This window comes from Rhizobium sp. YTUHZ045 (assembly GCF_051124255.1).
Taxonomy (GTDB): domain Bacteria; phylum Pseudomonadota; class Alphaproteobacteria; order Rhizobiales; family Rhizobiaceae; genus Rhizobium.
Window position 1 is genome coordinate 2,888,353 of the sequence record NZ_CP101432.1, and the last position, 24,866, is coordinate 2,913,218.

Genomic DNA, 24,866 nt, shown 5'->3' on the forward strand with positions numbered 1-24,866 from the left:
CGCGTCACGGCTCAGGAACGCAGGAACGGCAACCTGAAGCGGAAGGATCTGCGCGCCGTATCGATGAGCGGCGCTCCCGACGTTTCCGGTGCCAGCTCGGCGTAAGCCGGAAATTTTCCGGCGACGTCGAGGTCGGCCCGGCTCTTGCGCCGCTCCAGATCCTGGGCGACCAGCATATCCTTCTCGAACAGCCTGATCGGGGCTGCAATATCGGGGAACAGTTCCGGCTTGATCCTGACCTTCATGCCCGGCCGGTCGGTATCGACCTGCGCCTGATAGATGATCAGCCGCTCCTCGACATCGATCATCAGCTTGCGCAGTAAGACGTTGCAGGCACCGATCCGGCCATTCAGCGAATCGACGAAAGCCTGGAACAGGCCGATGAAGCGCTCGCGCCGCTGGCTGTCGTCCCGCATCTCGTGCTCCTCGGCCGAAATTCGTTCGGCCTCTGCCTTCAACGCCCGCCGCTCTGCCTCCATCTGCTCCCAGTGCGCCCTGTTGCCATAGACGCCGATACGGCCCTGCGTCGTCAGTGCTTTGGCGTTGAGCTCCTTCATCTTCAGGCGGGCGATATCGATGGAATCGACCAGCCGGCGCCGTTGCTCGACAATGCCCACGAGTCCGTGTTCGGCTATCTTGTGGCGTTCGATGATCGAGGTGCGCTGGCTCATGATCAGCCTGGCGAGCGCGTCCGATTTCGTCAGGAGGTCGAGCAGCCGCTCGATGACTGGCGCCTCGCGCACGCGTTCGGTATACATGCGCCACATTCTCTGGCGCGACGTCCAGCCGGCCATTTTCTCGCGCAGCGTCAATCCGCGGAAACTATCGAGATCGGCCGAAACCTCCGCCGTCATTCGGTCCAATGTGAAGACCAGTTCGGCGAGCAACGCATCGAGCGCCGTGCCATCGGCAATATGGGCCTGGAAGCGCGCGTTCTGTTCGAGAAAAACCTCGTCGGCCGACCGCGTTTCGTCGCTGTCAAAGCCGCGGATGCAGGCTTCGCAATAGGCTCCCTCGGCCTCAATCTTTTCGGCAAGGCCGCCTGCGGCTTCGTACAGGCTATCGAATGGCGGGGCTCTGCGCACCTAATCTCTCCAGGGAATCTTCTGCCTCAAGCTAGAGCATAACGCCGAAAAGTGTGAGCGGTTAGGATCGAGGGAGCTTCTAACTAGACGCGCTCGGAACGCCGCTCGGCTTTCAGCTCCTCAAGGAACGCCACGGGGTCGACCTCCGTAGGTTCCCCGCTAGCTTGCCTTCGACGCATTCCCGTCTAACGAATTCGAGCTCCAGGGCGCTCTCTTCCTAGACGGTCTCAGACCGGCTCGGCGATCCAGGCCCCATTCATTTCGTCGTCCCAGTGCCTGCGGCAGAGCGAGACATATTTCTCATTGCCGCCGACATCGATCTGCGCGCCTTCGTGCAGCACCTTTCCCTGCGCGTCCAGCCGCACCACCATCGTCGCCTTACGCCCGCAATGGCAGATCGTCCGCACCTCGCGCATTTCGTCGGCAATCGCCAAAAGCTCCTGTGAGGCTGGAAACAGCTTGCCCTGAAAATCCGTCCTCAGCCCGTAGACCATGACAGGGATGCCGAGCCGGTCGACGATGCGGGCAAGCTGCCAGACATGGAGAGGCGTCATGAAATGCGCCTCGTCGACGAAGACGCAGGAGATCGGCGCCCCTTCACCGCTCAGCGTCATGACCAGTCGGAACAGATCCTCGTCCGGTTCGAAGGGAATGGCGCTCGCCTCCAGCCCGATCCGCGAGCCGATCACGCCCCGGCCGGCGCGCTCGTCGAAGGCGGCGATCAGCTGCACCGTGCGCATGCCGCGCTCCTGGTAATTGTAGGAGGCCTGCAGCAGCATCGTCGATTTGCCGGCATTCATCGTCGAATAGTTGAAATAGAGCTTTGCCATCAGAGTCTCCTTGATCGGTTATTGAAAGCTCGGAGTGGCAAAGAAAAGACCCGCAAGGGCAATAATCACAGGAATCGCCGTCTGGACTCCGTCGAAAGCCTCGAAAACTGGGCACATCGGAAAAACCGCAAACGTCGCAATCGCACCCTCCGATACGACGCAAACGCACTGAGGTCGCTTGTCAAACTGGGTTATTGGTGATTGGCTTGGGGACCTAAAGACTGGGAGTCTAAAATGAAAACAACAAGCACATTCAAACTCGTCACTGCAACTGCCGTCGCCGCCCTCTCCGTTGCGACCGCCGCCTTCGCCGCCGATCCCGACAGCTGCTCCACCGTCCGCTTCTCCGACGTCGGCTGGACTGATATTACCGCAACGACGGCGACCGCCTCCGTCGTCCTGAAAAGCATCGGCTACCAGACCGACATCAAGGTCCTCTCGGTGCCGGTCACATATACCTCGCTGAAGAACAAGGACATCGACATCTTCCTCGGCAACTGGATGCCGACGCAGGAAAAGGACGTTCGCCCCTACATCGATGACAAGTCGGTCGAATCCTTCGGCCCGAACCTCGTCGGCGCCAAGTACACGCTCGCCACCAACGCCAAGGGTGCCGAGCTCGGTATCAAGGATTTCAAGGATATCGCCGCCCACAAGGAGGATCTCGACGGCAAGATCTACGGCATCGAGCCCGGCAATGACGGCAACCGCCTCGTCATGGATCTGATCGAAAAGAACACCTTCGGAATGAAGGATATGGAAGTCGTCGAATCCTCCGAACAGGGGATGCTCGCCCAGGTCGCTCGGGCCGAGAAAGCAGGCAAGCCCGTCGTCTTCCTCGGCTGGGAACCCCATCCGATGAACACCAACTTCAAGCTGACCTACCTCACAGGCGGCGATGACGTCTTCGGTCCCGACTTCGGCGGTGCCAAGGTCTACACAAATGTCCGCGCCGGTTACCTCGGCGAATGCCCGAATGTCGGCTCCATGCTGAAGAACCTGACGTTCTCCCTCGACATGGAGAACCAGATCATGGGTAAGATCCTCGACGACGGCAAGGAGCCGGAAGCTGCGGCTACCGAATGGCTGAAGGCCAACCCGTCGGCGCTCGAGCCCTGGCTTGCCGGCGTCAAGACCCGCGACGGCAATGGCGACGCGTTGGCGGCCGCCAAGACCAGCCTGGGCCTTTGATCACATGAACGGGGCGGCTCGCCGCCCCGTTTCATTTTTGTCCGATTGTTAATTTTTTCGGGATAGGCGCGCTCTTGAATTGGATCACCGACTCTAAGATTCCCATCGGCCCATTGGCCAAATCCTTCGTGGACTGGCTGACCTCGAATGGCGAATGGTTCTTCAACCAGCTTGCCTTTCTGCTGTCGCACGTCATCGACGGCCTGCTCTTCGTGTTGCAAAAGCCTCATCCGCTGATCGTCATTGCGGTCATTTCCGCCCTCGCTTTTTGGCTGCGGCGGTCGATCGCGATTACGCTCTTCACCTGTGTTGGGCTGCTGCTCATCATGAATCAAGGATACTGGAAGGAGACTACGGAGACGCTCGCGCTTGTGCTCGCCTCCACCTTCGTCAGCATGGTGATCGGTATTCCACTGGGTATCGCGGCCGCCCGCCGCGCCTGGGTCTATGCAGCCATGCGCCCGGTACTCGATTTGATGCAGACCATTCCGACATTCGTCTACCTGATCCCGGCGCTGATCCTGTTCGGCCTCGGAATGGTTCCGGGCTTGATCGCGACTGTCATCTTCGCGATCCCCGCTCCCATCCGATTGACGCGTCTCGGTATCATCTCGACGCCACCCTCCCTCGTCGAAGCCGCGGTCGCCTTCGGCGCGCGGCCGATGCAGGTGCTGCGCAAGGTCGAGCTTCCCTTCGCCGCGCCGCAGATTATGGCGGGTCTCACCCAGACCATCATGCTGTCGCTGTCGATGGTGGTCATCGCCGCACTCGTCGGCGCCGATGGTCTCGGCGTCCCCGTCGTGCGTGCGCTGAACACTGTCAATGTCGCAAAAGGCTTCGAAGCCGGTCTCTGTATCGTCATCCTGGCGATCATTCTCGACCGCATGTTCCGCACAGCGGGTGAAGGAGACGGCGCATGACCGCGGTAAGCTTCAAGGATGTCAGCATTATCTTCGGCGATCGGCCGGAAGCCGCCCTTGCCATGGCCGACCAGGGCAAAACGCGCGACGAGATCGGCGCCGCGACCGGCCTGGTGCTGGGCGTCGCCAATGCCTCGCTGACGATCGAGGAAGGCGAAATCCTCGTGCTGATGGGCCTTTCCGGTTCGGGCAAGTCGACTTTGCTGCGCGCTGTCAACGGGCTCGCTCCCGTGGTGCGCGGCGACGTCGCGGTCTCCACGACCACCGGCCTCGTCAACCCTTACAAATGCAATGCCAAGGCGCTGCGCGAACTGCGCACCCACACCGTCTCCATGGTGTTCCAGCAGTTCGCCCTCCTGCCCTGGCGCACCGTCGCCGAAAATGTCGGCTTCGGTCTCGAACTCGCCGGCATGCCGGAGGCCGAACGCAAGGCCCGCGTCGGCGAGCAGCTCGAACTCGTCAACCTGACGAAATGGGCGAACCGTAAGGTCAACGAGCTGTCAGGCGGCATGCAGCAGCGTGTCGGCCTTGCCCGAGCCTTTGCCACCGGCGCCCCGATCCTGCTCATGGATGAGCCCTTCTCTGCCCTCGACCCGCTGATCCGCACCCGCCTCCAGGACGAACTCCTGGAGTTCCAGCGGCGGCTGAAGAAGACCATTCTCTTCGTCAGCCACGATCTCGACGAGGCCTTCCGCATCGGCAACCGCATCGCCATCATGGAGGGCGGTCGGATCATTCAGTGCGGAACGCCGCACGACATCGTCAAGAACCCCGCGGACCAGTATGTCGCCGACTTCGTGCAGAACCTCAACCCGATCAACATGCTGACGGCCGCCGACGTTATGCAGCCCGGCCTCGGCCAGACCGCTGCCGGTATGAGCGTCAGCGCCACGGCCCGCGCCGCGACCCCGCTCGTCGATGTCCTCGACGTACTCGCCCGTCAGCCGGGCAGCATCGGCATCGTGGAAAACGGCACCGTCATCGGCACCATCACCGCCCAGGATATCGTCGCCGGCCTCACGCGCCATCGCCGCAAGGAGGACGCTTGATGTTTTCGATCCGCTTTGCCACAAAGCGGACATGAAAGATCAGCCCTCGCCCTTACGCGAAACCGACGACGAGGCCCGTAGGCTCGCCCGCGTGCTGCTGCGCTCCGCACGGTACGCGGCAATTGCCGTTCTCGATCCCGACACTGGTTTTCCCTTTGCCAGCCGTGTCCTTCTCGCTACCGATGTCGACGGCGTGCCCGTTATCCTCGTTTCGAAGCTTTCAGCTCACACGAAAGCGCTAGTACGAGACCCGCGCGCCTCGTTGCTGACCGGTGAGCCGGGCAAAGGCGATCCGCTTGCCCATAGCCGGCTGACGACCCAATGCACGGCGGAGCCGATTGAGCATGGTCATCGGTTCCACGAGCGCATTCGCACGCGTTTTCTCGATCGCCATCCCAAGGCAAATCTCTATATCGATTTCCCCGATTTTCTCTTCTTCCGTCTCAAACCGGAGCAGGCGAGCCTCAACGCCGGCTTCGGCCGCGCCTACCATCTCGACGGCGGGGATCTCATCATCCAATCGCCGGCAATCGAAGAGATTGCCGCCAAAGCGGCCGAAACAGTGCGAGATTTAGTAGAGCGCCATCCCGATGTGGCGGAAACCCTTGCAGCGCGCTTAAAAGCCCCGAAATCGGCTTCTTGGCGCATCTGCGGCATCGATCCGGCGGGCTTTGAAATCATTTCCGGCGACTTTTTGCTGCGATACGAATTCGAAACGCCCGCTGTGGATTCCGATCACATTTGTTCAAACATATCTAAAATAGCATACTCGATACCTTAATTTTAGGTATATACAATCTTCGAGCCCAGTTGCTAATTTTGCCGCGGGCTCCGGCAGACAGCCCTTACCAGATAGATGATGTACGTTTCGCATTAGGAAGATAAGAATATGGAAACCCCTGATTTGGCTGACCACACGAATGTGGCGGCAGCACTATTGTCAGCCATGGCCAACCCCAAAAGATTGCTGATCCTGTGCAGCCTGGTGAAGGGCGAAGTCGCCGTCGGCGTACTTGCCACACAAGTCGGCCTCAGTCAGTCGGCGCTTTCACAGCACCTTTCGAAACTGCGCGCGCAGAAGCTTGTCAAGACCCGCCGCGACGCCCAGACCATCTACTATTCGAGCACATCCGAGCCTGTCATGAAGATCTTGGCGACGCTCGAAGACATCTACCTCGTTCCGAGCCGAAATAGATCCGCAGCCTGATGATAGCGCTGACATAACAGTCCGCCGGTGCCGCGCCGCATGGAAATACCCCTGGGAGCATCGGCAACGTATTTCAGCACCTAAACCTTAAAGACACGGCCGGCAAATCACGCGATTTGCCGGTCGTTTTTTCGGATTCTGCGTGACCTTCGTCTGATGCCTGACATCAGCCCGACCCGCGACTTCTTGCCGGCGACGCAACATCGGATGCTGATTAGAAGGGAAGCGTTGGGACTTTTCTCGTTGACGCGTTGGGAAGCGCTGATAATTTGACCGGGCAGTAAAAATTCGGACGACAAACCCCTCGGGAACGGGCCGCCAACGGCCAGGAGAACAGCATGTCCAACCGCCTCAATGCACCGAATGATCTTCGTGCCTTCTGGATGCCCTTTACGGCCAATCGCCAGTTCAAGAAGGAGCCGCGGTTATTCGTCGGCGCCAAGGACATGTATTATACCACCCATGACGGTCGTCAGGTGTTGGACGGCACGGCTGGCCTCTGGTGCGTCAACGCCGGCCACTGCCGCCCGAAGATCACCGAAGCGATCCGCCAGCAGGCGGGCGAACTCGATTACGCGCCGGCTTTCCAGCTCGGCCATCCCAAGGCGTTCGAACTGGCGAACCGCCTGGTCGATATCGCTCCGGAAGGCATGAACCACGTCCTCTACACCAATTCCGGTTCCGAATCCGTCGAGACTGCCCTCAAAGTCGCGCTTGCCTATCACCGCGTGAAGGGTAACGGTTCGCGTTTCCGCCTGATCGGCCGCGAGCGCGGCTATCACGGCGTCAATTTCGGCGGCATCTCCGTCGGCGGCATCGTCGCCAACCGAAAGATGTTCGGCACGCTCCTGACCGGTGTCGATCACATGCCGCACACCCACCAGCCCGGCAAGAACAACTTCACCCGCGGCGAACCTGAGCATGGCGGCGACATCGCCACCGAACTCGAGCGCATCGTCACGCTGCATGATGCCTCCACCATCGCCGCCGTCATTGTCGAGCCGGTGGCCGGCTCCACGGGCGTCCTGATTCCGCCGAAGGGCTACCTGCAGAAGCTGCGCGAAATCTGCACCAAACACGGCATCCTTCTGATCTTCGACGAAGTCATCACCGGCTTCGGCCGTCTCGGCGCCCCCTTCGCCGCGCAATATTACGACGTCAAGCCCGACATGATCACCACCGCCAAGGGGCTGACCAACGGCGTCATTCCGATGGGCGCCGTCTTCGTCACCTCCGAGATCCATGACGCCTTCATGAACGGCCCGGAGCACATGATTGAGTTCTTCCACGGCTATACCTATTCCGGGAACCCGATCGCTTCCGCCGCAGCCCTCGCCACGCTCGACACCTACAAGGAAGAAGGTCTGCTCACCCGCGCCGCTGAGCTTTCCGATTATTGGGCCGATGCGCTGCATTCGCTCAGGGACTGCCCCAACGTCATCGACATCAGGAACACCGGTCTGATCGGCGCAATCGAACTTGACCCGATCGCCGGCGAGCCGACGAAGCGCGCCTTCACCGCCTTCCTGAAGGCCTATGAGAGCGGGCTTCTGATCCGCACCACCGGTGACATCATCGCGCTCTCACCACCGCTGATCATCGAGAAGCAGCATATCGACGAGCTCTTCGGCAAGCTGAGGACCATCCTTCAGAACAACATCTGAAGAGGCTCTCGAAGCTCGGTGCCAGAGACCCGCGATGGACAATGTTCTCGCGGGTCTTTTCGTCTGAAAATGCAGACCTCAGCTCACAGAGGCGACGGAAAGGCAGAGGGCGAACTTTTTCAGGAGCTGGCGATCGAAATGCCCCTCGGCACCGAACATCCATTTCAGTGCCTGGCTGGCACTCCACGGCGCCTTGTATGGCCGCACAGAGGTAATGGCGTCATAAACATCGCAGATCGTGGCCATCCGCGCGTGGAGGCTCACCTCGCTGGCGGGCAGGCTGCGCGGATAGCCCTTTCCGTCGATGCGTTCGTGATGATTGAGGCAAACGTCGAGAACGATGTCCGACATGCCCTCCTGCCGCGACAGGATCGCGTGCCCCTTCTCCGGATGGCCCCGAAGCAAGCCGATCTCATCCTTTTCCAGAGGCCCTGCCTTGTTCAGCACCTCAATTGGAACTTCAAGCTTACCGACATCGTGCAGCAAACCCGCAGTGCCGAGCATCTGAATCGTATGCTCGTCGAGTGCGAGATGGCGGCCGAAAAGGATCATCAGCGCGCTCACCGAAATGGAATGCAGGAAGGTTACCTCGTCCTTTGATTTCAGGCGCGTGACGCTCAGGAACACCGCAGGGTTCTCATCCATCGACTTGGAGACGGACGAGATCACCGGCGCCACATGATCTATGCTGACTCCATCGCCGTTCCGCAGCTTTGCGAAAGCCCGTTCCAACAACGGCATGGATCTCTGGACGGTATCGCGCGCGGCCTGAATGTCGATCTCGACGTCACGGCCCGGCAGGCCGTTGGTATCGAGCCCCTTGCTGGTATTGATGACGACGCCGGCAGTGCCGCATTTACGAATTTTTGCAGCATCAACTTCGCGTCGCAGGGAAAATCTGCGCCTGGACAAAAACGGATCCTGCCACAGGCCCTCGACAACCTCCACAAACATTCCGATACACACCTGACCGGCGTCGATACGCTTGAGCATCAGATCTCTGTTTCCCGATATTGTACAGTACTCTTTTTCAATGCGGCGGTGTTCGGGGTCTCCTGGATACTACTGACCTTGGCCAAACTAACGGTTAATAGGAAAGTTAAAGACAACCTTATGGAGGTGATTTTGTCCGGAGGCAGGTGGTGACCATTCGCCGCCTCGCCTCTGAAAACAATGGAAAATCGAAGGAAATGATCGGTTCCGACTGAATTCTCGGCCGGATCGGCCGAATTTTCCTTCCATTTTGTTATGAACTTGCGCAATCTCATCAAAATTTCTAGAAATCTCGCCATGAGCCCTCACCGAGTCAAACATGGCCGGCGGGTTCGCTGATCGCACCGTTACCGATCGTCCTTGGCACAGCCTCTGGTGGCTGTTGACCGATCGGGAAAGCCGGCGCGGCACATCATCGCGGGTCGACGACCCCATCCAAGGAGACAGACAATGACCCTCAAGACATTGACGGCGACCCTCGTCGCGTCACTCGCCTTTGCGCCGCTTGCGCATGCCGATATCACCATCGGTCTGATCGCGCCATTGACCGGTCCTGTCGCCGCCTATGGCGATCAGGTGAAGAACGGCGCTCAGACTGCTGTCGATGAAATCAACAAGAAGGGCGGCATTCTCGGTGAGAAAGTCGTGTTGGAGCTGGCCGACGATGCCGGCGAACCGAAGCAGGGCGTTTCCGCGGCCAACAAGGTCGTCGGCGACGGCATCCGATTCGTCGTCGGTCCGGTGACGTCGGGCGTTGCAATCCCCGTGTCGGACGTTTTGGCTGAAAATGGCGTGCTAATGGTCACCCCGACGGCGACCGCCCCCGACCTCACCAAGCGCGGCCTCACCAACGTGCTGCGCACCTGCGGCCGCGACGATCAGCAGGCCGAAGTCGCCGCCAAATACGTGCTGAAGAATTTCAAGGACAAGCGCATCGCCATCGTCAACGACAAGGGTGCCTACGGCAAGGGTCTTGCCGACGCCTTCAAGGCGACGCTGAATGCCGGCGGCGTCACCGAAGTCGTCAATGACGCAATCACACCAGGCGACAAGGATTTCAGCGCCCTCACCACCCGCGTCAAGGCCGAAAAGGTCGACATCGTCTATTTTGGCGGCTACCACCCGGAAGGCGGCCTGCTCGCCCGCCAGCTGCACGATCTCTCCGCCAACGCGATGATCATCGGCGGCGACGGCCTCTCCAATACGGAATTCTGGGCGATCGGAACCGATGCGGCGGGAGGCACGCTGTTCACCAACGCTTCCGACGCCACCAAGAACCCGGACTCAAAGGCTGCCGCCGAAGCGCTTACCGCTAAGAACATTCCGGCCGAGGCGTTTACGCTCAATGCCTACGCCGCGGTCGAAGTCCTGAAAGCCGGTATCGAAAAGGCCGGCAGCGCTGAGGATGCGGAAGCCGTCGCGGCTGCACTGAAGGGCGGCATGGAGGTTCCGACCGCCATCGGCAAGCTCACCTACGGCGAGACCGGCGACCTGACCTCGCAGAGCTTCTCGCTCTATAAGTGGGAAGGCGGGAAGATCGTCGCTGCGGAATAATCCCAGATTTGCAGATTGCGACCGGGCGCTATAAAAGCGCCCGGTTTCGTTTGTGGCATCGCATGTCGCGGCAGATCGGTTATAAGTTCCGGAATCGGTTTGCAATGTGAGCGGTGCCATGACCAACAGACTCGAACGTCTCATCGACCAGGGTGTGGGCCGTATCCCCGCCGACATCGTGCTGAAGGGCGGCAGCTTCTTCGATCTCGTCACCGGCGAAATCGTCCGCTCCGACATCGCCATCGGCGCTGACCGCATTGTTGGCACTGCGGGCGATTACGTGGGCGAGACCGAGATCGACATCTCGGGCAGAATAGTCGTTCCGGGCTTCATCGACACGCATCTGCACATCGAATCCTCGCTGGTGACGCCGCATGAATTCGACCGCTGCGTCCTGCCCTATGGCGTCACGACCGCTATCTGCGATCCGCACGAGATCGCTAATGTGCTCGGCGCCGAGGGCATCGAATTCTTCCTTAAATCCGCGCTGGAGACGATCATGGACATCCGCGTCCAGCTCTCCTCCTGCGTGCCAGCCACGCATCTCGAAACTGCGGGCGCTGACCTGCCGATCGGAAGCCTGCTGCCTTTCCGCGACCATCCCAAGGTGATCGGCCTTGCCGAATTCATGAATTTCCCCGGCGTGATCCACAAGGATCCCGTCTGCATGGCTAAGCTCGACGCCTTCCAAGGCGGCCATATCGATGGCCACGCGCCGCTTCTCTCCGGCAACGACCTCAACGGCTATCTCGCGGCCGGCATCCGCACCGAGCATGAGTGCACGAGCGCCGCCGAGGCGCTGGAAAAGATTCGCAAGGGCATGCACATCCTGGTGCGCGAGGGCTCTGTCTCCAAAGACCTCGCCGCGCTGATCCCCATCATCACCGAGCGGCTTTCACCCTACCTCGCGCTCTGCACCGACGACCGCAATCCGCTCGATATCGCCGAACAGGGCCATCTCGATCATATGATCCGCACGGCGATCGCGAGCGGCGTCGAGCCGCTCGCCATCTACCGCGCCGCCTCGATCTCTGCCGCACAGGCCTTCGGCCTTAGAGACCGCGGCCTGGTGGCCCCGGGCTGGCGCGCCGATCTCGTGGTTCTCGACAGCCTGCAAAGCTGCCGTGCAGAGATGGTTTTTTCCGCCGGCCGCCGCGTCACCGACGCACTTTTTGCCACGCGCAAACCGGTCGCCCCGATCGGCCTCGACAGCGTCAAGGCCCGGCGGGTCAATGCCGCCCATTTTGGCGTACCGGTCACCGAGGGCGAAACGTCGGTCATCGGCGTCATGCCGGGCAAGATCATCACCGAGCATCGCCGCTACCGCCTACCGGCCAAGGGCAACGAAGCGACGGTCGATCTAACCAACGACATCATCAAGGTCGCCGTCATCGAGCGCCACGGCAAGAACGGAAATCATGCCAACGGCTTCGTCCAGGGCTTCGGCCTGAAGAAGGGTGCGATCGCCTCCACCGTCGGCCATGACAGCCACAATATCTGCGTCGTCGGGGTCGATGAGGACGACATGGCGCTCGCCGCAAACCGCCTCGGAGAGATCAAGGGCGGCTTCGTCGTTGTTGAGGATGGCAAGATCACCGGCGAAATCGCGCTGCCCGTCGCCGGCCTGATGAGCATCGAGCCTTACGAGACAGTGCGCGACACGCTGCACCATCTGCGCCAGGCCGCCTTGGCACTCGGCGCCACGCTGGAAGAGCCCTTCCTCCAGCTGGCCTTCCTGCCGCTGCCCGTCATCCCGCATCTGAAGATTTCCGACCGTGGCATGGTCGACGTGGACAAGTTCGCGCTGATCGGGTGAGTAGCGCCGGGTTGGGAGTGCTTACTGCCAAGCCTCCGGCAATTCACCCTCGACAGGTTTCGCAACGGGCACCTTCCCGAGCAGCTTCGAGAGGCCGCCAACCCGCGCACAAAATCCGTCCAGCGCCGCAAGCGCCACCGTCCCGGCACCGTCCACAGCCTCGTAGCCCGGCATGGCCAAGGGCTCTCCGAATACCATGCCGTCAGGCACGCGGAATTCCGCCGGCTTGCGCGTCAGGTTGAAAACGAACAGCAGTTTCTCTCCGTCCTTTTCGCGGGTGAAGGCGAGCAGGTCCTGATTGGTGCCGATGAAGGTCATCTCGCCGTCAACAAGCGCAGGATGGCTCTTCCGGAAGGCGAGCGTCCGGCGGTAGTGGTGCAGCACCGAGTTGTCGCTGTCCTCCTGTGTATCCACGGAAAGCGCAGCTTGCTCGTAAGGCACCGGCAGCCAGCTCTTTTCAGCCGAAGTGAAGCCCGCATGCGCCTTGCCGGCCTCCCAGGGCATCGGCGTGCGGCATCCGTCGCGGCCCTTGAAGGCCGGCCAGAAGCGGATGCCGTAGGGATCGCGCAGATCCTCGAAGGCAAGCTCCGCCTCCGGCAATCCGAGCTCCTCGCCTTGATAAAGGCAAATCGAACCGCGCAGCGCCGCAAGTACGGAGATCGCAAGCTTGGCGATAACAGGCCGCTCCTCTTCCGTCAGCGCGAACCGGCTGACATGGCGCATGACGTCATGATTGGAGAAAGCCCAGCAGACCCAACCGTCGGTCACCGATTTCTGGAAGGCTTCGACGCAGCCGCGGATATGCGCGGCGGTGAAATCAGGCCCCAGCAGATCGAAGGTGTAGCACATGTGCAGCTTGTCGTCGCCACTCGTATAGGCGGCCACCGTCTTCAGCGAGCGAGCGCCGTCGCCGACTTCGCCGACGGTCGTGCGATCTTCATAGCGGTCGAGCAGCGCCCGAAAGCGCTTGAGAAAGCTGATATTTTCCGGCTGCGTCTTGTCGTAGAGGTGGTTCTGCATGCCGTAAGGATTGGTGTCGGGCGCATCGAAGCCCCCGTCACTGGTATCGGGCTCATGCGGCGGATTGCTTCGGAGCTGCTTATCGCAGAAATAATAGTTGACCGTGTCCAGCCGGAAGCCGTCGACGCCGCGGTCGAGCCAGAACTTCACCGTCTGCAGCACCGCCTCCTGCACTTCTTCGCTGTGGAAATTGAGGTCAGGCTGCGAAGTCAGGAAATTGTGTTGGTAATATTGCCGGCGCACGCCGTCCCATTCCCAGCCCGGGCCGCCGAAGATCGACAGCCAGTTGTTCGGCGCCGTCCCATCGGGCTTCGGATCGGCCCAGACATACCAGTCCGCCTTCGGATTGCTCCGGCTCGCCCGGCTCTCGACGAACCAGGGATGTCGGTCGGAGGTGTGCGAGATCACCTGGTCGATGATCACTTTGATGCCGAGCCTGTGCGCCTCGGCCATCATCTCGTCGAAATCGGCGAGCGTGCCGAAGATCGGGTCGACGTCGCAATAATCGGAAACGTCGTAACCCATGTCGGCCATCGGAGACTTGAAGAAGGGCGAAAGCCAGATCGCATCGACACCGAGGCTGGCGATATGCGGCAGCCGGCGGGTGATCCCCTTGAGATCGCCGAGCCCATCGCTGTTGGTGTCCTGAAACGAGCGCGGGTAGACCTGATAGATCACCGCTCCGCGCCACCAGTCCGCATTCCCGCCTGCCTGCAATGCCATCGGCTACGTCTCCCGCCTTGTTCGCGCTCGCCACACTAAAGCGGACGAAACAAAAGACAACCATATGAAGCGGTTATGAATGGAGCCGAAACCGCCGCGACGCTTCGTCGCGATCCCGCAAGAGGGAGACGTATATAGGCTTGTCCACAACCGCAAACCAGCCTCCGGATTTGGGGTTGCAACGCAAAGCCTTTGCGATAAGGTGCGCACTGACCTGCACGTAAGAGGTCGAAAACCGGGAACAGATGTCTAATAAAGGCGCAAAGCCTAGAAAGGTGGACCCACGATGAACAAGTTCACGAAAAAATTTCTCGCCTCCGCAATGCTTGGCACATTGCTGGCGTTTTCGGCGCACGCGGCGACGCTCAACATCCACAATGGTGGCGATCCGCAGTCGCTCGATCCGCAGAAACTTTCCGGCGACTGGGAGAATCGTATCGCCGGCGACATTTTCGAAGGCCTCGTCACCGAAGACGCCAAGGACAATCCGGTCCCTGGCCAGGCCGAAAGCTGGACCATTTCGCCTGACGGCAAGGTCTACACCTTCAAGCTCCGCGACGGCATCAAGTGGTCCGATGGCCAGCCGGTAACGGCAGGAGACTTCGTCTTCGCCTTCCAGCGCCTCGTCGATCCGAAGAACGCCGCCGACTACGCCTATTTGCAGTTCACCATCAAGAACGCCGAAAAGATCAATAAGGGCGAGATCACCGATCTCAGCCAGCTTGGCGTCAAGGCGATCGACGACAAGACGCTCGAAATCACCCTGGAAAATCCGACGCCATACTTCATCAACGCGCTGATGCACTACACCGCCTATCCGCTTCCGAAACATGTCGTCGAGGCGAAGGGCCAGGATTGGGTTAAGATCGGCAACATCGTCACCAACGGCCCCTATAAGCCGGTCGAGTGGGTTCCCGGCTCGCACGTCACAACAGTCAAGAACGACCAGTGGTATGGCACCAAAGACCTGAAGATCGACGGCGCCAAGTTCTTCGTGCTCGAAGACCAGGAAGCGGCGCTGAAACGCTACCGCGCCGGCGAATTCGACATCCTCACCGACTTTCCCACAGACCAGTACGAATGGATGAAGAAGAACCTGCCGGGCCAGGCGCATGTCGCCCCCTTCTCCGGCCTCTATTATTACGTCGTCAACTCGCAGAAGCCTCCTTTCAGCGACAAGCGCGTCCGCCAGGCTCTCTCCATGGCGATCAACCGCGAAGTGATCGGCCCGCAGATCCTCGGCACGGGCGAGCTTCCGGCCTATTCCTGGGTTCCGCCAGGCACTGCCAATTACGGCGAGCCGGCCTATGTCAGCTGGAAGGACCTGCCTTACAAGGACAAGGTCGCCGAGGCCAAGAAGCTGCTTGCCGACGCCGGGTTCGGCCCAGATAAGCCGCTCCACGCGGTCCTCAGCTACAATACCAATGACAACCACAAGCGCATCGCCGTCGCGATCGCTTCGATGTGGAAGCCGCTCGGCGTCGATGTCGAGCTCGTCAACGCCGAAACCAAGGTGCATTACGACCAGATGCAGCGCGGCCAGGTGGAAATCGGCCGTGCGGGCTGGCTTGCCGATTACAACGACCCGGACAATTTCCTGAACCTCCTGGTGACGGGCGTGCAGATGAATTACGGCCGCTGGTCCAATCCTGAATATGACAAGCTGATCAAGGACGGCAACGCTCAGACGGACCTCACCAAGCGCGCCGAAATCTTCAAGAAGGCCGAGCAACTGGCGCTTGATGAATCCGCCGCCCTGCCGATCTACTATTACGTCTCGAAGAATGTCGTTTCGCCAAAGATCGAAGGCTTCGTCGACAACATCCAGGACATCCACCGCACGCGCTGGCTGTCGATGAAAGAGTAAGGGAAAACGGTCCTTCCCGCACACTGCGGGAAGGACCGGCCCACGACCATGATCAAATACGCTCTCCGTCGCCTGCTGTCGACGATCCCCGTCATGTGGATCGCCGTGACAGCCTCGTTTTTCGTCCTGCGCCTTGCTCCCGGCGGCCCCTTCGATGGCGAAAGGCCATTGCCGCCGGTCATCCTCAAGAATCTTGCGGCCCACTACAATCTCGACAAGCCGCTGATCCAGCAATACCTGCTCTACGTCGGAGATCTGCTCAAGGGCGATCTCGGCCCCTCCTTCTCCAGTGAGGATTTCAGCGTCGCTCAGCAGATCATGATCGGTCTGCCGTATACCTTCACGATCGGCACGGCTGCTTTCCTGCTCGCCATCATCGTCGGCGTGACCGTCGGCTGTCTCGGGGCGCTTTATCAGAACAAGACGCCGGACTACATTCTCGGTAGCCTGATCCTGATCGGCGTCGTGCTGCCGAACTTCCTGATCGCGCCGATTCTGCAATTGATCTTCGGCATCCATCTTGCCTGGTTTCCGGTCGGCGGCTGGGGTGACGGCTCGCTCAAATTCCTTGTCCTGCCGATCGTCGTTCTCGCCCTGCCCCATGCCGGGCGCATCTCGCGCATAACCCGCGGCTCGATGATCGAAGTGATGAACCAGAACTTCATCCGCACCGCCAAGGCCAAGGGCATCGGCCCGCGGCTGACGGTGATGCGCCACGCGCTGAAGCCCGCCATGATGCCGGTCGTCTCCTATCTCGGACCGGCGGCAAGCTACCTTCTCACCGGCTCGCTGGTTGTCGAGAGCATCTTCGGATTGCCCGGCATCGGCCGCTATTTCGTCAATGCGGCGTTGAACCGCGACTACGGCATGGTTCTCGGGACGGTCATCTTCTACATGGTGCTGATCGTGTTCCTGAACCTTCTCGTCGATATCGCCTATGCGTGGCTCGATCCGAAAGTGAGAAACCGATGATCCTCAATCCCGCAAAACGCGAACTGCTCGCAGAGGAGCTTCTGCAGGCCGAAGGCCTGGCGCCCGAAGGCCGTTCGCTCACCAGGGATGCGCTTCGCCGCCTCGGGCGCAACAAGGCGGCCGTTCTGTCGATCGCCGTCCTCGGGCTCCTGATCCTCGCCGCCTTCCTCGGTCCCTGGTTCATTCCCTTCAACTACGAGGACCCGGATTGGGCCGCGTTCCGCATCCCGCCCTCGATCGAGACCGGCCATTATTTCGGCACCGACCCGAACGGCCGCGACCTTCTCGCCCGCGTGCTCTACGGCACCCGCGTCTCACTGGCCGTGGCGCTGACGGCGACTGTCGTCTCGGTCGTCATCGGCGTACTCTATGGCGCGATATCGGGTTATATCGGCGGGAGGCTGGATGCAATCATGATGCGCTTCGTCGACATCATGTACGCGCTTCCCTACATCCTCTTCGTCATCCTGCTGATGGTGATCTTCGGCCGCAACGTCTATCTGCTCTTTGCCGCGATCGGCGCGCTGGAATGGCTGACAATGGCCCGCATCGTGCGCGGCCAGACGCTGTCGATCAAGCATCGCGAATTCATCGAAGCGGCCCGCGCTTCCGGGCAGCGGCCGTTCAAGATCATCGTCAAGCACATCATCCCGAACCTCGTCGGGCCGGTGGTCATTTTTGCGGCTCTGACAGTGCCTGAGATCATCGCCACGGAAAGCTTCCTTTCCTATCTCGGCTTCGGCGTGCAGGAACCGCTGACCTCGCTCGGCACGCTGATCGCGGAAGGGACCGATGCGATGGAAAGCATGCCCTGGCTGCTGATCTTCCCGGCAAGCTTCCTCGTCGCCCTGCTGCTCAGCCTGCTCTTCATCGGAGACGGCCTGCGCGACGCGTTCGACCCGAAGGATCGATAGAATGCTCCAAGAAAAAGACATCCTGCTCGAACTCAAGGATTACTCGATCACCTTCGCAACGCCCGACGGCGAGGTGAAGGCGGTCTCCAACATGAACCTCACGGTGCGGCGCGGCGAGCGCATCGCCATCGTCGGCGAGTCCGGCTCCGGCAAGAGCCAGACCTTCCTTGGCATCATGGGCCTGCTTGCCAAGAACGGCCGGACGGCGGGACAGGCGCTGCTTGAAGGCAAGGACGTGCTGTCGCTGAAACCGCGCGAGCTCGACCAGATCCGCGGCAAGGACATGGCCATGGTCTTTCAGGACCCGATGACAGCGCTGAACCCGTCGCTGAAGATTTCGCGGCAGCTGACGGAACAGTTGGAGGTTCACCGCGGCCTGACGTCACGCGCCGCTTCGGACGCTGCCCTCGACATGCTGAAACGCGTCGGCATCCCCGACCCGACGCGGCGCTTCCACCTCTATCCGCACGAACTGTCAGGCGGCATGCGTCAGCGCATCGTCATCGCCATGGCGCTGCTCACCAAGCCGAAGCTCCTGATCGCCGACGAGCCGACGACGGCGCTCGACGTGACCATCCAGGCGCAGATCCTCGACCTTTTCAACGATCTGACGGCGGAGATGAACACGGCGCTTATCATGATCACCCACGATCTTGGCGTCGTTGCCGGTCTCGCCGACCGCGTCGCCGTCATGTATGCCGGCCGCATCGTCGAGGAGGCGCCGGTCGACGAACTCTTCGATAGTCCCGCTCATCCTTATACGGCCGCGCTGCATGCCTCGATCCCGCGCCCGGACCAGGATGTCGATGATCTCGTCGTCATCCCCGGCCGCCCGCCGAATCTGCAGCACCTGCCGAAGGGCTGCAATTTTTCGCCGCGCTGTTCGCAGGTCCAGGATGATTGCATCGACCGTCCGCCTTCCCTCGAACCGTTGGCGCCGCGCCACTGTGCGGCCTGTTACCATCCGTTTCCGCGCCGTGAGGAGTTGCTGAACCATGGCTGATCGATCGCTGCTCAGGGTCGAAAACCTCACCACCCAGTTCGAACTGCCGGCGAAAGGCCTCTTCAAGCCGCCGGTCTTCCTCACCGCCGTCAACAATGTAAGCTTCGATCTCGCCGAAGGCCGCACGCTCGGTGTTGTCGGCGAATCCGGCTGCGGCAAATCCACACTCGGCCGGTCCATTCTGCGGCTCTTGAAATCGCAGAAGGGCCGCATCCTCTGGCAGGGACGCAATCTTCTCGACCTCACGGAGGAGGAAATGCGTGCCGCTCGCCGCGACATGCAGATCATCTTCCAGGATCCGATCGCCTCGCTCGACCCGCGCATGACGGTTGGAGACATCATCGCCGAACCGCTCACTGTCTTCGAACCGAAGCTTTCGAAGGCCGAGCGTACCCAGCGCGTGCGCGAAATCATGGGCGCCGTCGGCCTGGTGCCGGAGATGATCAACCGCTATCCGCACGAATTCTCCGGCGGCCAGGCGCAACGCATCGGCATTGCGCGTGCGATCATCACCAAACCGAAGCTCATTGTCTGTGACGAGCCCGTTTCGGCCCTCGACGTTTCAATCCAGGGCCAGGTCATCACGCTTCTGCGCAGGCTGCGTAGGGAGTTCGGCCTGACGCTGATCTTCATCAGCCACGACCTCTCGGTCGTGCGCCTGATCTCCGATGATGTGCTGGTACTCTATCTCGGCCGCGTGGTGGAATCAGGCGACTGCGCCACTGTCTTCGATCATCCCGCTCACCCCTATACACAAGCGCTGTTTTCCGCCGCACCGATCCCGGATCCGAAGCTTGCGCGCCTGCGCACCCGCATCCGCCTGCAGGGCGATCCGCCCTCGCCGCTCAACCCGCCGAAAGGCTGCGTCTTCTCTCCCCGCTGCTGGAAGGCGACCGACATCTGCCGCACGGAAATGCCGCCGACCGAAGAGGTTCGTCCCGGTCAGAAGGCGGCCTGCTATCATATGGACCGGCCGTGAGCCGAGGCCGCATGAAGCGGCCTTCGCTCGTAACACTTGTCACGTCCCCTTCGCGGTGAATCGGCCAAAACACACATGCGTCGGAATCTATAATCTCCGATAACAAAGATTTAGATGCGCGCATGCTATCCCTGCCTCCGCCCGATCATGGGCTTGGGGAACGCAATATGAAATCGAAACTATCAGGATTGATCGCGCTTGCCGCTGCGATCATCGCCACCTCCGCCGTATCGTCACATGCCGAAGATCTGAAATTCCAGCTCACCAACGGGACCAAGTCCGTCCTGACACGCTTCTACAGTTCGCCGACAGGCGTCAACAGCTGGGAAGAAGACGTGTTCGGCGAGGATGTCCTCAATCCAGGCGAGACCGTGAACATCACCATCGCCGACGGCCGCACTGTCTGCAAATACGACATGCGCTTCGAATTCGACGAAGACTCGGACCTCGACACCACCGAAGACACGCAGGATCTTTGCGCGCTCGGCAGCTACACCATCCACGAATAAACACCTTTCGCGCTCGCCGCCTTCGCTTGCCCGCGAAGGCGGCTTTCGGTTCCTTATCGCAACGGCGCTCGCAATATCGACGCTTGTCACTCCGCCCGGCTCCGCGTATCAGCGAATGAAGCGTTAATTCGAAGCGATAGAGCGGCCTGTTGCATCAGCGGCGCTCCGATGCCGGGAGGACAAGGTGAACGGAAGACGATTTCTGTCGATCGGTGAATGCATGGTGGAGCTCTCGCAGGCCGGCGACGGCCTGCTGCGCAAGGGTTTTGCCGGCGATACCTTCAATACCGCATGGTATGCCCGCGCTTGCCTCGGCCCCGATTGGTCGGTCGATTATTTCACCGCGCTCGGAGACGACGCCATGTCGGACGAGATGGCTGCCTTTATCGCCGGAGCGGGTATCGGCACGAACCTCATTCGCCGCATCAAGGGCAAGACGCCTGGCCTCTACATGATCAATCTGAAGAACGGCGAACGCTCCTTCAGCTATTGGCGCGACAGTTCGGCTGCCCGCAGCCTGGCTGCCGATCCGGATCATCTGCGCGAGGCGGTGGAAAGCGCTGACGTCGTTTACTTCTCCGGCATCACCCTTGCCATCCTGCCGCAGGAGGATGCCGCAACGCTGCTCGCCGAAATCCGCCGCGCCAAGGCAGCCGGCAAGCTCGTGGTTTTCGACCCCAACATCCGTCCACGCCTCTGGTCGAGCTACGACGTGATGCATGCGACGATTAGCGAAGGCGCCCGCTCCTCCGTGCTCGTCATGCCGAGCTTTGACGACGAGGCCGCCCATTTCGGCGACGATTCCATCGAGGCGACCATCCATCGCTACCGCGCGCTGGGCGCTATCGATGTCGTGGTCAAAAATGGCGCAGACGGCGTTACCTTGAATTTCGGCGGCGAGGAGACCTTCGTGCCGGCCGAAAAGGTCGAGACGGTCGTCGACACCACCAGCGCCGGCGACAGTTTCAATGGTGCCTTTCTCGCACGATATCTCGAGAGTCAAGACGCGCCGGCCGCTGCGCGCTTCGCCGCAGGCGTTGCGGCTCGCGTCGTCAGTGAGCATGGGGCGTTGATTGCAAGAGAGAAGCTCGGGTTGAGCGGCGCCTGAAGCCCGCGCAGACCGTACATATGCCATGCGCGGGCGCTCCCCGCCTTGTCGGCATGCCTCCCCCTTAAGGGATGAAAATCAGGACTTCGTCGGCCGATCTGTCTCGCGAACCGCCTCGTCATGATACCAGCAGCTATCGAGCGCGGCGTCGCAGACATCAGCCGCCTCGCGCTCCATCAGCCTGGCGCGTTCGAACCGGCTTGCGGCCCGCGTCGGCTTGACGGGAAACTGGTAGATCGTCGCGGATTCACGATGGAAACCGGTGGGCATGAGACTCGCCTCCATTCCGTTCGGCGCATCGACATCAGGACCGCGACCATAGCATGATGCACATCCTTTATGCAAATTGCACAAAATAAATGCATGATCTAACTAATGATTGATCCATATGCTCTCTATGGCTGAAGCTTCCGCCTATTTGTTCAACACTTCACCGTTTCAGACTAACGCCCAATTTTTCATCCGGTTCCGAGGCAGAAAACCTCTCTATCCTCCTGATGAATCAATCTTCGATCGTCCAAACGGGCTTCCTTCGAGAAAGGAAAAGCGCGGATTGACTGGCTGATTTACAATTTTTCTTTCGCCCGCGATCAAACTGGCACGCTACGTGCTTCAATAGGTGCATCCCCTGGCGGTCGGATGCGTTTGCGCGCCCAGATCGTCTCCGGGTTTGCTCACCTTCGTCGTATTGAGAGAGTCACGATGACAAAATATAAGCTCGAGTATATTTGGCTCGATGGGTACACCCCGGTACCGAACCTGCGTGGCAAGACGCAGATCAAGGAATTCGACGCCTTCCCGACGCTGGAACAGCTTCCGCTCTGGGGCTTCGACGGATCGTCGACGATGCAGGCCGAAGGCCGCAGCTCCGATTGCGTGCTGAAGCCCGTCGCCATCTATCCCGACCCGGCCCGCACCAACGGCGTTCTCGTCATGTGCGAAGTCATGATGCCCGATGGCGTCACGCCGCACCCGAGCAACGCCCGTGCCACCATCCTCGACGACGAAGATGCCTGGTTCGGCTTCGAGCAGGAATATTTCTTCTACCAGAACGGCCGCCCGCTCGGCTTCCCCGAGCAGGGCTATCCGGCTCCGCAGGGCCCCTACTACACCGGCGTCGGCTATTCGAATGTCGGCGACGTCGCCCGTGAAATCGTCGAAGAGCATCTCGATCTCTGCCTCGCTGCCGGCATCAACCACGAAGGCATCAACGCCGAAGTGGCCAAGGGCCAGTGGGAATTCCAGATTTTCGGCAAGGGCTCGAAGAAGGCTGCCGACCAGATCTGGATGGCACGCTACCTGCTGCAGCGTCTGACCGAAAAATACGGCATCGACATCGAATATCACTGCAAGCCGCTCGGCGACACCGACTGGAATGGCTCGGGCATGCATTGCAACTTCTCGACTAAGTACATGCGCGAAGTCGGCGGCAAGGCCTACTTCGAAGCGCTGATGGCGCAGTTCGAAAAGAACCTGATGGACCACATCAACGTTTACGGTCCTGACAACGACAAGCGCCTGACCGGCAAGCACGAGACGGCTCCGTGGAACAAGTTCTCCTACGGCGTTGCCGATCGTGGCGCTTCGATCCGCGTGCCGCACTCCTTCATCAAGAACGACTACAAGGGCTATCTGGAAGATCGCCGCCCGAACTCGCAGGGCTGCCCCTACCAGATCGCTTCCCAGGTTCTGAAGACGATCTCGGAAGTTCCGCTCGCCGGTTCGGCTTCCGCTGCCGCCTAACCTCCCAAGCGGCGCCGGTCCTCGACCGGCGCCGTCATTCTTTCTGCCTGAAATGATGATCGGCCGCTGACATATTCGCGCCGATCGGACCGCTAAACGCCTGAAAAGACTGGCAAGCGGCTGTAATATTTCCATCATGGTCATGCCTCAGAATAGGCAAGCGGGAATCGCCGTTCCGGAACCCCGCTTTGGGGTTGAGCGTTGACAGATCACTGCAACGCGGATGGAAATCGCGATATGCTGCAACGTCCGGCAAACACTTACAGCGGCGAGAGCTGGGCCAATGCCACCTCGGCCGGCAAACTGCCGGAACGGCTGGTGATCGTCACCGATGCCTGGCATCCGCAGGTCAACGGCGTGGTGCGCTCGATCGAGAACACCAATCGCGAACTGGCAAAGATGGGCGTCGAAGTTGGGATGGTGACGCCGGAGCGTTTCAACAGCATCCCCTGCCCCACCTATCCCGAGATCCGTCTGTCGATCGCCAGTTATCGCCGCATTGCCCGCGAGATCGCAAAGCACAATCCCTCCTACGTGCATATCGCCACCGAAGGGCCGCTCGGGCTCACTGCCCGCCGCTGGTGCCTGAAGAACCGCATGCCGTTTTCGACGAGCTACCACACCCGCTTCCCGGAATATGTCGCGGCCCGCCTGCCGATCCCGAAGAGCTGGCTCTATTCCTTCATCCGCTGGTTCCACAATGGCGGCGCCGGCTGCATGGTGGCGACACCGAGCCTTGCGCGTGAACTGTCGGAAAAAGGCATCCGCAATCTCATGCCCTGGAGCCGCGGCATCGACGCCGCGCAGTTCCGCCCTATGGCGCTCGAGGAAAAGCCGTTCGGCCTGGCGCGCCCGATCTTCATGACCGTCGGCCGCGTGGCATTAGAAAAGAATCTGCCGGCCTTCCTTGAGCTCGATCTGCCGGGCTCGAAGGTCGTCGTCGGCGATGGGCCGGCGCGCGCCGAGCTCGAAAAGCAATATCCCGATGTTTTCTTCGCCGGCGTGAAGTTCGGCGAGGAGCTGGCGCAAGCCTATGCCCAGGCCGACGTCTTCGTCTTCCCCTCGCTCACCGACACCTTCGGCAACACCATCCTCGAAGCGTTGGCCTCGGGCGTGCCGGTCGCCGCCTACCCGGTGACCGGCCCTCTCGACATCATCGGCGAAGACAGCGAAGTCGGCGCGCTCAACACGGACCTGCGCGCCGCCTGCCTTGCTGCCCTCTCGGCTTCGCGCGAGAAGGCGCATGCGCTCGCCATGCAATATTCCTGGGAAGCGGCGACGCAGCAGTTCATCAACAACATTCGCGCCGCCAACGGCGTGATCACGCCGAAATGGAAGAAGGCGTGGCAATTTGCCAAGTCGCTTCCAAGAAGCAGAAAGCCCGGCGAAAACGCCGGGCCTCTCCCTTCTGGAGATTGATCGTTCCCTTTTGCGCAGGTCAATAGAAGCGTATCGTTCGCGACCACAAACGTGCTGCGGACGGCCGGCGTCAGGGTCGCGCTGTGAGGCGAGGAAGGCCAGAGCGTCGGCAGCCTCTGCGAAAAGCTCCTCCTGAAATCGGACCCCCGGACCCCATTGCTCGAACGCCTGGAAAAGCGCCGGCTACATCAGACGCGAGGATGACCAACGCGTGGTCGTGCTTCGGCCGACGGGGGAAGGCAAGCACCTACAAGAAAAAACCATCATCCCCGACTGCATCGCCGCCGAGATCGGCCGTGA

22 protein-coding genes are annotated in these 24,866 nt (G+C 60.7%); 17 read left to right on the top strand and 5 right to left on the bottom strand.

Going from position 1 to position 24,866, the window contains the following annotated elements:
- Positions 1-11: 11 nt before the first annotated feature.
- Both NMA58_RS14555 and NMA58_RS14560 read right to left on the bottom strand, forming a co-directional pair.
- Complete coding sequence (locus tag NMA58_RS14555; RefSeq protein ID WP_434710813.1) at positions 12-1,085, bottom strand: hypothetical protein; 1,074 nt, start codon at positions 1,083-1,085, stop codon at positions 12-14.
- Between the two features lie 227 nt (positions 1,086-1,312).
- Positions 1,313-1,915 carry a thymidine kinase gene (locus NMA58_RS14560; protein ID WP_011426320.1) on the bottom strand — a complete coding sequence of 201 codons (603 nt, stop codon included), beginning with the start codon at positions 1,913-1,915 and terminating at the stop codon, positions 1,313-1,315.
- 234 nt (positions 1,916-2,149) lie between these two features.
- On the opposite strand from NMA58_RS14560, the gene NMA58_RS14565 reads away from it, so the two are divergent.
- From NMA58_RS14565 to NMA58_RS14590, 6 genes are all read left to right on the top strand, one after another.
- Positions 2,150-3,106, top strand: coding sequence for a choline ABC transporter substrate-binding protein (locus NMA58_RS14565; protein WP_430959516.1), 957 nt, complete (start codon positions 2,150-2,152; stop codon positions 3,104-3,106).
- A 74-nt stretch (positions 3,107-3,180) separates the two neighbouring features.
- Positions 3,181-4,026, top strand: coding sequence for a choline ABC transporter permease subunit (choW, locus tag NMA58_RS14570; protein ID WP_097596985.1), 846 nt, complete (start codon positions 3,181-3,183; stop codon positions 4,024-4,026).
- Complete coding sequence (choV, locus tag NMA58_RS14575; protein WP_064804161.1) at positions 4,023-5,075, top strand: choline ABC transporter ATP-binding protein; 1,053 nt, start codon at positions 4,023-4,025, stop codon at positions 5,073-5,075. The genes choW and choV overlap by 4 nt, the downstream gene beginning before the upstream one ends.
- A gap of 31 nt (positions 5,076-5,106) precedes the next feature.
- On the top strand, positions 5,107-5,856 hold the full coding sequence (locus NMA58_RS14580) for a HugZ family protein (RefSeq protein WP_430959517.1): 750 nt from the start codon (positions 5,107-5,109) through the stop codon (positions 5,854-5,856).
- A 108-nt stretch (positions 5,857-5,964) separates the two neighbouring features.
- Positions 5,965-6,282, top strand: coding sequence for an ArsR/SmtB family transcription factor (locus tag NMA58_RS14585; RefSeq protein WP_085778959.1), 318 nt, complete (start codon positions 5,965-5,967; stop codon positions 6,280-6,282).
- A 338-nt stretch (positions 6,283-6,620) separates the two neighbouring features.
- Complete coding sequence (locus NMA58_RS14590) at positions 6,621-7,946, top strand: aspartate aminotransferase family protein (protein ID WP_097596988.1); 1,326 nt, start codon at positions 6,621-6,623, stop codon at positions 7,944-7,946.
- A gap of 78 nt (positions 7,947-8,024) precedes the next feature.
- Here the strand turns inward: NMA58_RS14590 and NMA58_RS14595 are convergent, their stop codons facing one another.
- Positions 8,025-8,939 (bottom strand): HD domain-containing phosphohydrolase, encoded by a 915-nt coding sequence (locus NMA58_RS14595; protein ID WP_434710818.1) that lies wholly within the window; start codon positions 8,937-8,939, stop codon positions 8,025-8,027.
- Positions 8,940-9,389: 450 nt separating this feature from the next.
- On the opposite strand from NMA58_RS14595, the gene NMA58_RS14600 reads away from it, so the two are divergent.
- Positions 9,390-10,493 (top strand): branched-chain amino acid ABC transporter substrate-binding protein, encoded by a 1,104-nt coding sequence (locus NMA58_RS14600; protein WP_434710820.1) that lies wholly within the window; start codon positions 9,390-9,392, stop codon positions 10,491-10,493.
- 118 nt (positions 10,494-10,611) lie between these two features.
- On the top strand, positions 10,612-12,309 hold the full coding sequence (gene ade / locus NMA58_RS14605) for an adenine deaminase (RefSeq protein ID WP_434710822.1): 1,698 nt from the start codon (positions 10,612-10,614) through the stop codon (positions 12,307-12,309).
- Between the two features lie 21 nt (positions 12,310-12,330).
- On the opposite strand, the gene NMA58_RS14610 is transcribed toward ade, so the two are convergent.
- Positions 12,331-14,052: an alpha-glucosidase family protein gene (locus NMA58_RS14610; protein ID WP_434710824.1), complete on the bottom strand. Its 1,722-nt coding sequence runs from the start codon at positions 14,050-14,052 to the stop codon at positions 12,331-12,333.
- Positions 14,053-14,338: 286 nt separating this feature from the next.
- Between NMA58_RS14610 and NMA58_RS14615 the strand changes: the two genes are divergently transcribed.
- The 7 genes from NMA58_RS14615 to NMA58_RS14645 all read left to right on the top strand — a co-directional run bounded on the left by NMA58_RS14615 (position 14,339) and on the right by NMA58_RS14645 (position 21,404).
- Positions 14,339-15,919, top strand: coding sequence for a peptide ABC transporter substrate-binding protein (locus NMA58_RS14615; protein ID WP_221156109.1), 1,581 nt, complete (start codon positions 14,339-14,341; stop codon positions 15,917-15,919).
- A gap of 48 nt (positions 15,920-15,967) precedes the next feature.
- Positions 15,968-16,891, top strand: a complete 924-nt coding sequence (gene oppB / locus NMA58_RS14620; protein WP_085778967.1) for an oligopeptide ABC transporter permease OppB — start codon at positions 15,968-15,970, stop codon at positions 16,889-16,891.
- Entirely contained in the window at positions 16,888-17,805 is a 918-nt protein-coding gene (locus NMA58_RS14625; protein WP_085778968.1) for an ABC transporter permease, read from the top strand. The genes oppB and NMA58_RS14625 overlap by 4 nt, the downstream gene beginning before the upstream one ends.
- 1 nt (position 17,806) lies before the next feature.
- A complete protein-coding gene (locus NMA58_RS14630) occupies positions 17,807-18,808 on the top strand; it encodes an ABC transporter ATP-binding protein (RefSeq protein ID WP_085778969.1) in 1,002 nt (333 codons plus the stop codon).
- Positions 18,801-19,787 carry an ABC transporter ATP-binding protein gene (locus NMA58_RS14635; RefSeq protein ID WP_183704657.1) on the top strand — a complete coding sequence of 329 codons (987 nt, stop codon included), beginning with the start codon at positions 18,801-18,803 and terminating at the stop codon, positions 19,785-19,787. The genes NMA58_RS14630 and NMA58_RS14635 overlap by 8 nt, the downstream gene beginning before the upstream one ends.
- A 167-nt stretch (positions 19,788-19,954) precedes the next feature.
- Positions 19,955-20,296, top strand: a complete 342-nt coding sequence (locus tag NMA58_RS14640) for a hypothetical protein (RefSeq protein WP_011426337.1) — start codon at positions 19,955-19,957, stop codon at positions 20,294-20,296.
- Positions 20,297-20,516: 220 nt separating this feature from the next.
- Entirely contained in the window at positions 20,517-21,404 is an 888-nt protein-coding gene (locus tag NMA58_RS14645) for a sugar kinase (protein ID WP_434713427.1), read from the top strand.
- Positions 21,405-21,482: 78 nt separating this feature from the next.
- Here the strand turns inward: NMA58_RS14645 and gstI are convergent, their stop codons facing one another.
- Positions 21,483-21,674: a glutamine synthetase translation inhibitor GstI gene (gene gstI / locus NMA58_RS14650; RefSeq protein ID WP_097597128.1), complete on the bottom strand. Its 192-nt coding sequence runs from the start codon at positions 21,672-21,674 to the stop codon at positions 21,483-21,485.
- A 432-nt stretch (positions 21,675-22,106) separates the two neighbouring features.
- Between gstI and NMA58_RS14655 the strand changes: the two genes are divergently transcribed.
- Positions 22,107-23,147, top strand: coding sequence for a glutamine synthetase beta-grasp domain-containing protein (locus NMA58_RS14655; RefSeq protein WP_011426340.1), 1,041 nt, complete (start codon positions 22,107-22,109; stop codon positions 23,145-23,147).
- 237 nt (positions 23,148-23,384) lie between these two features.
- Positions 23,385-24,566 carry a glycosyltransferase family 4 protein gene (locus NMA58_RS14660; protein ID WP_434710829.1) on the top strand — a complete coding sequence of 394 codons (1,182 nt, stop codon included), beginning with the start codon at positions 23,385-23,387 and terminating at the stop codon, positions 24,564-24,566.
- Positions 24,567-24,866 lie beyond the last annotated feature (300 nt).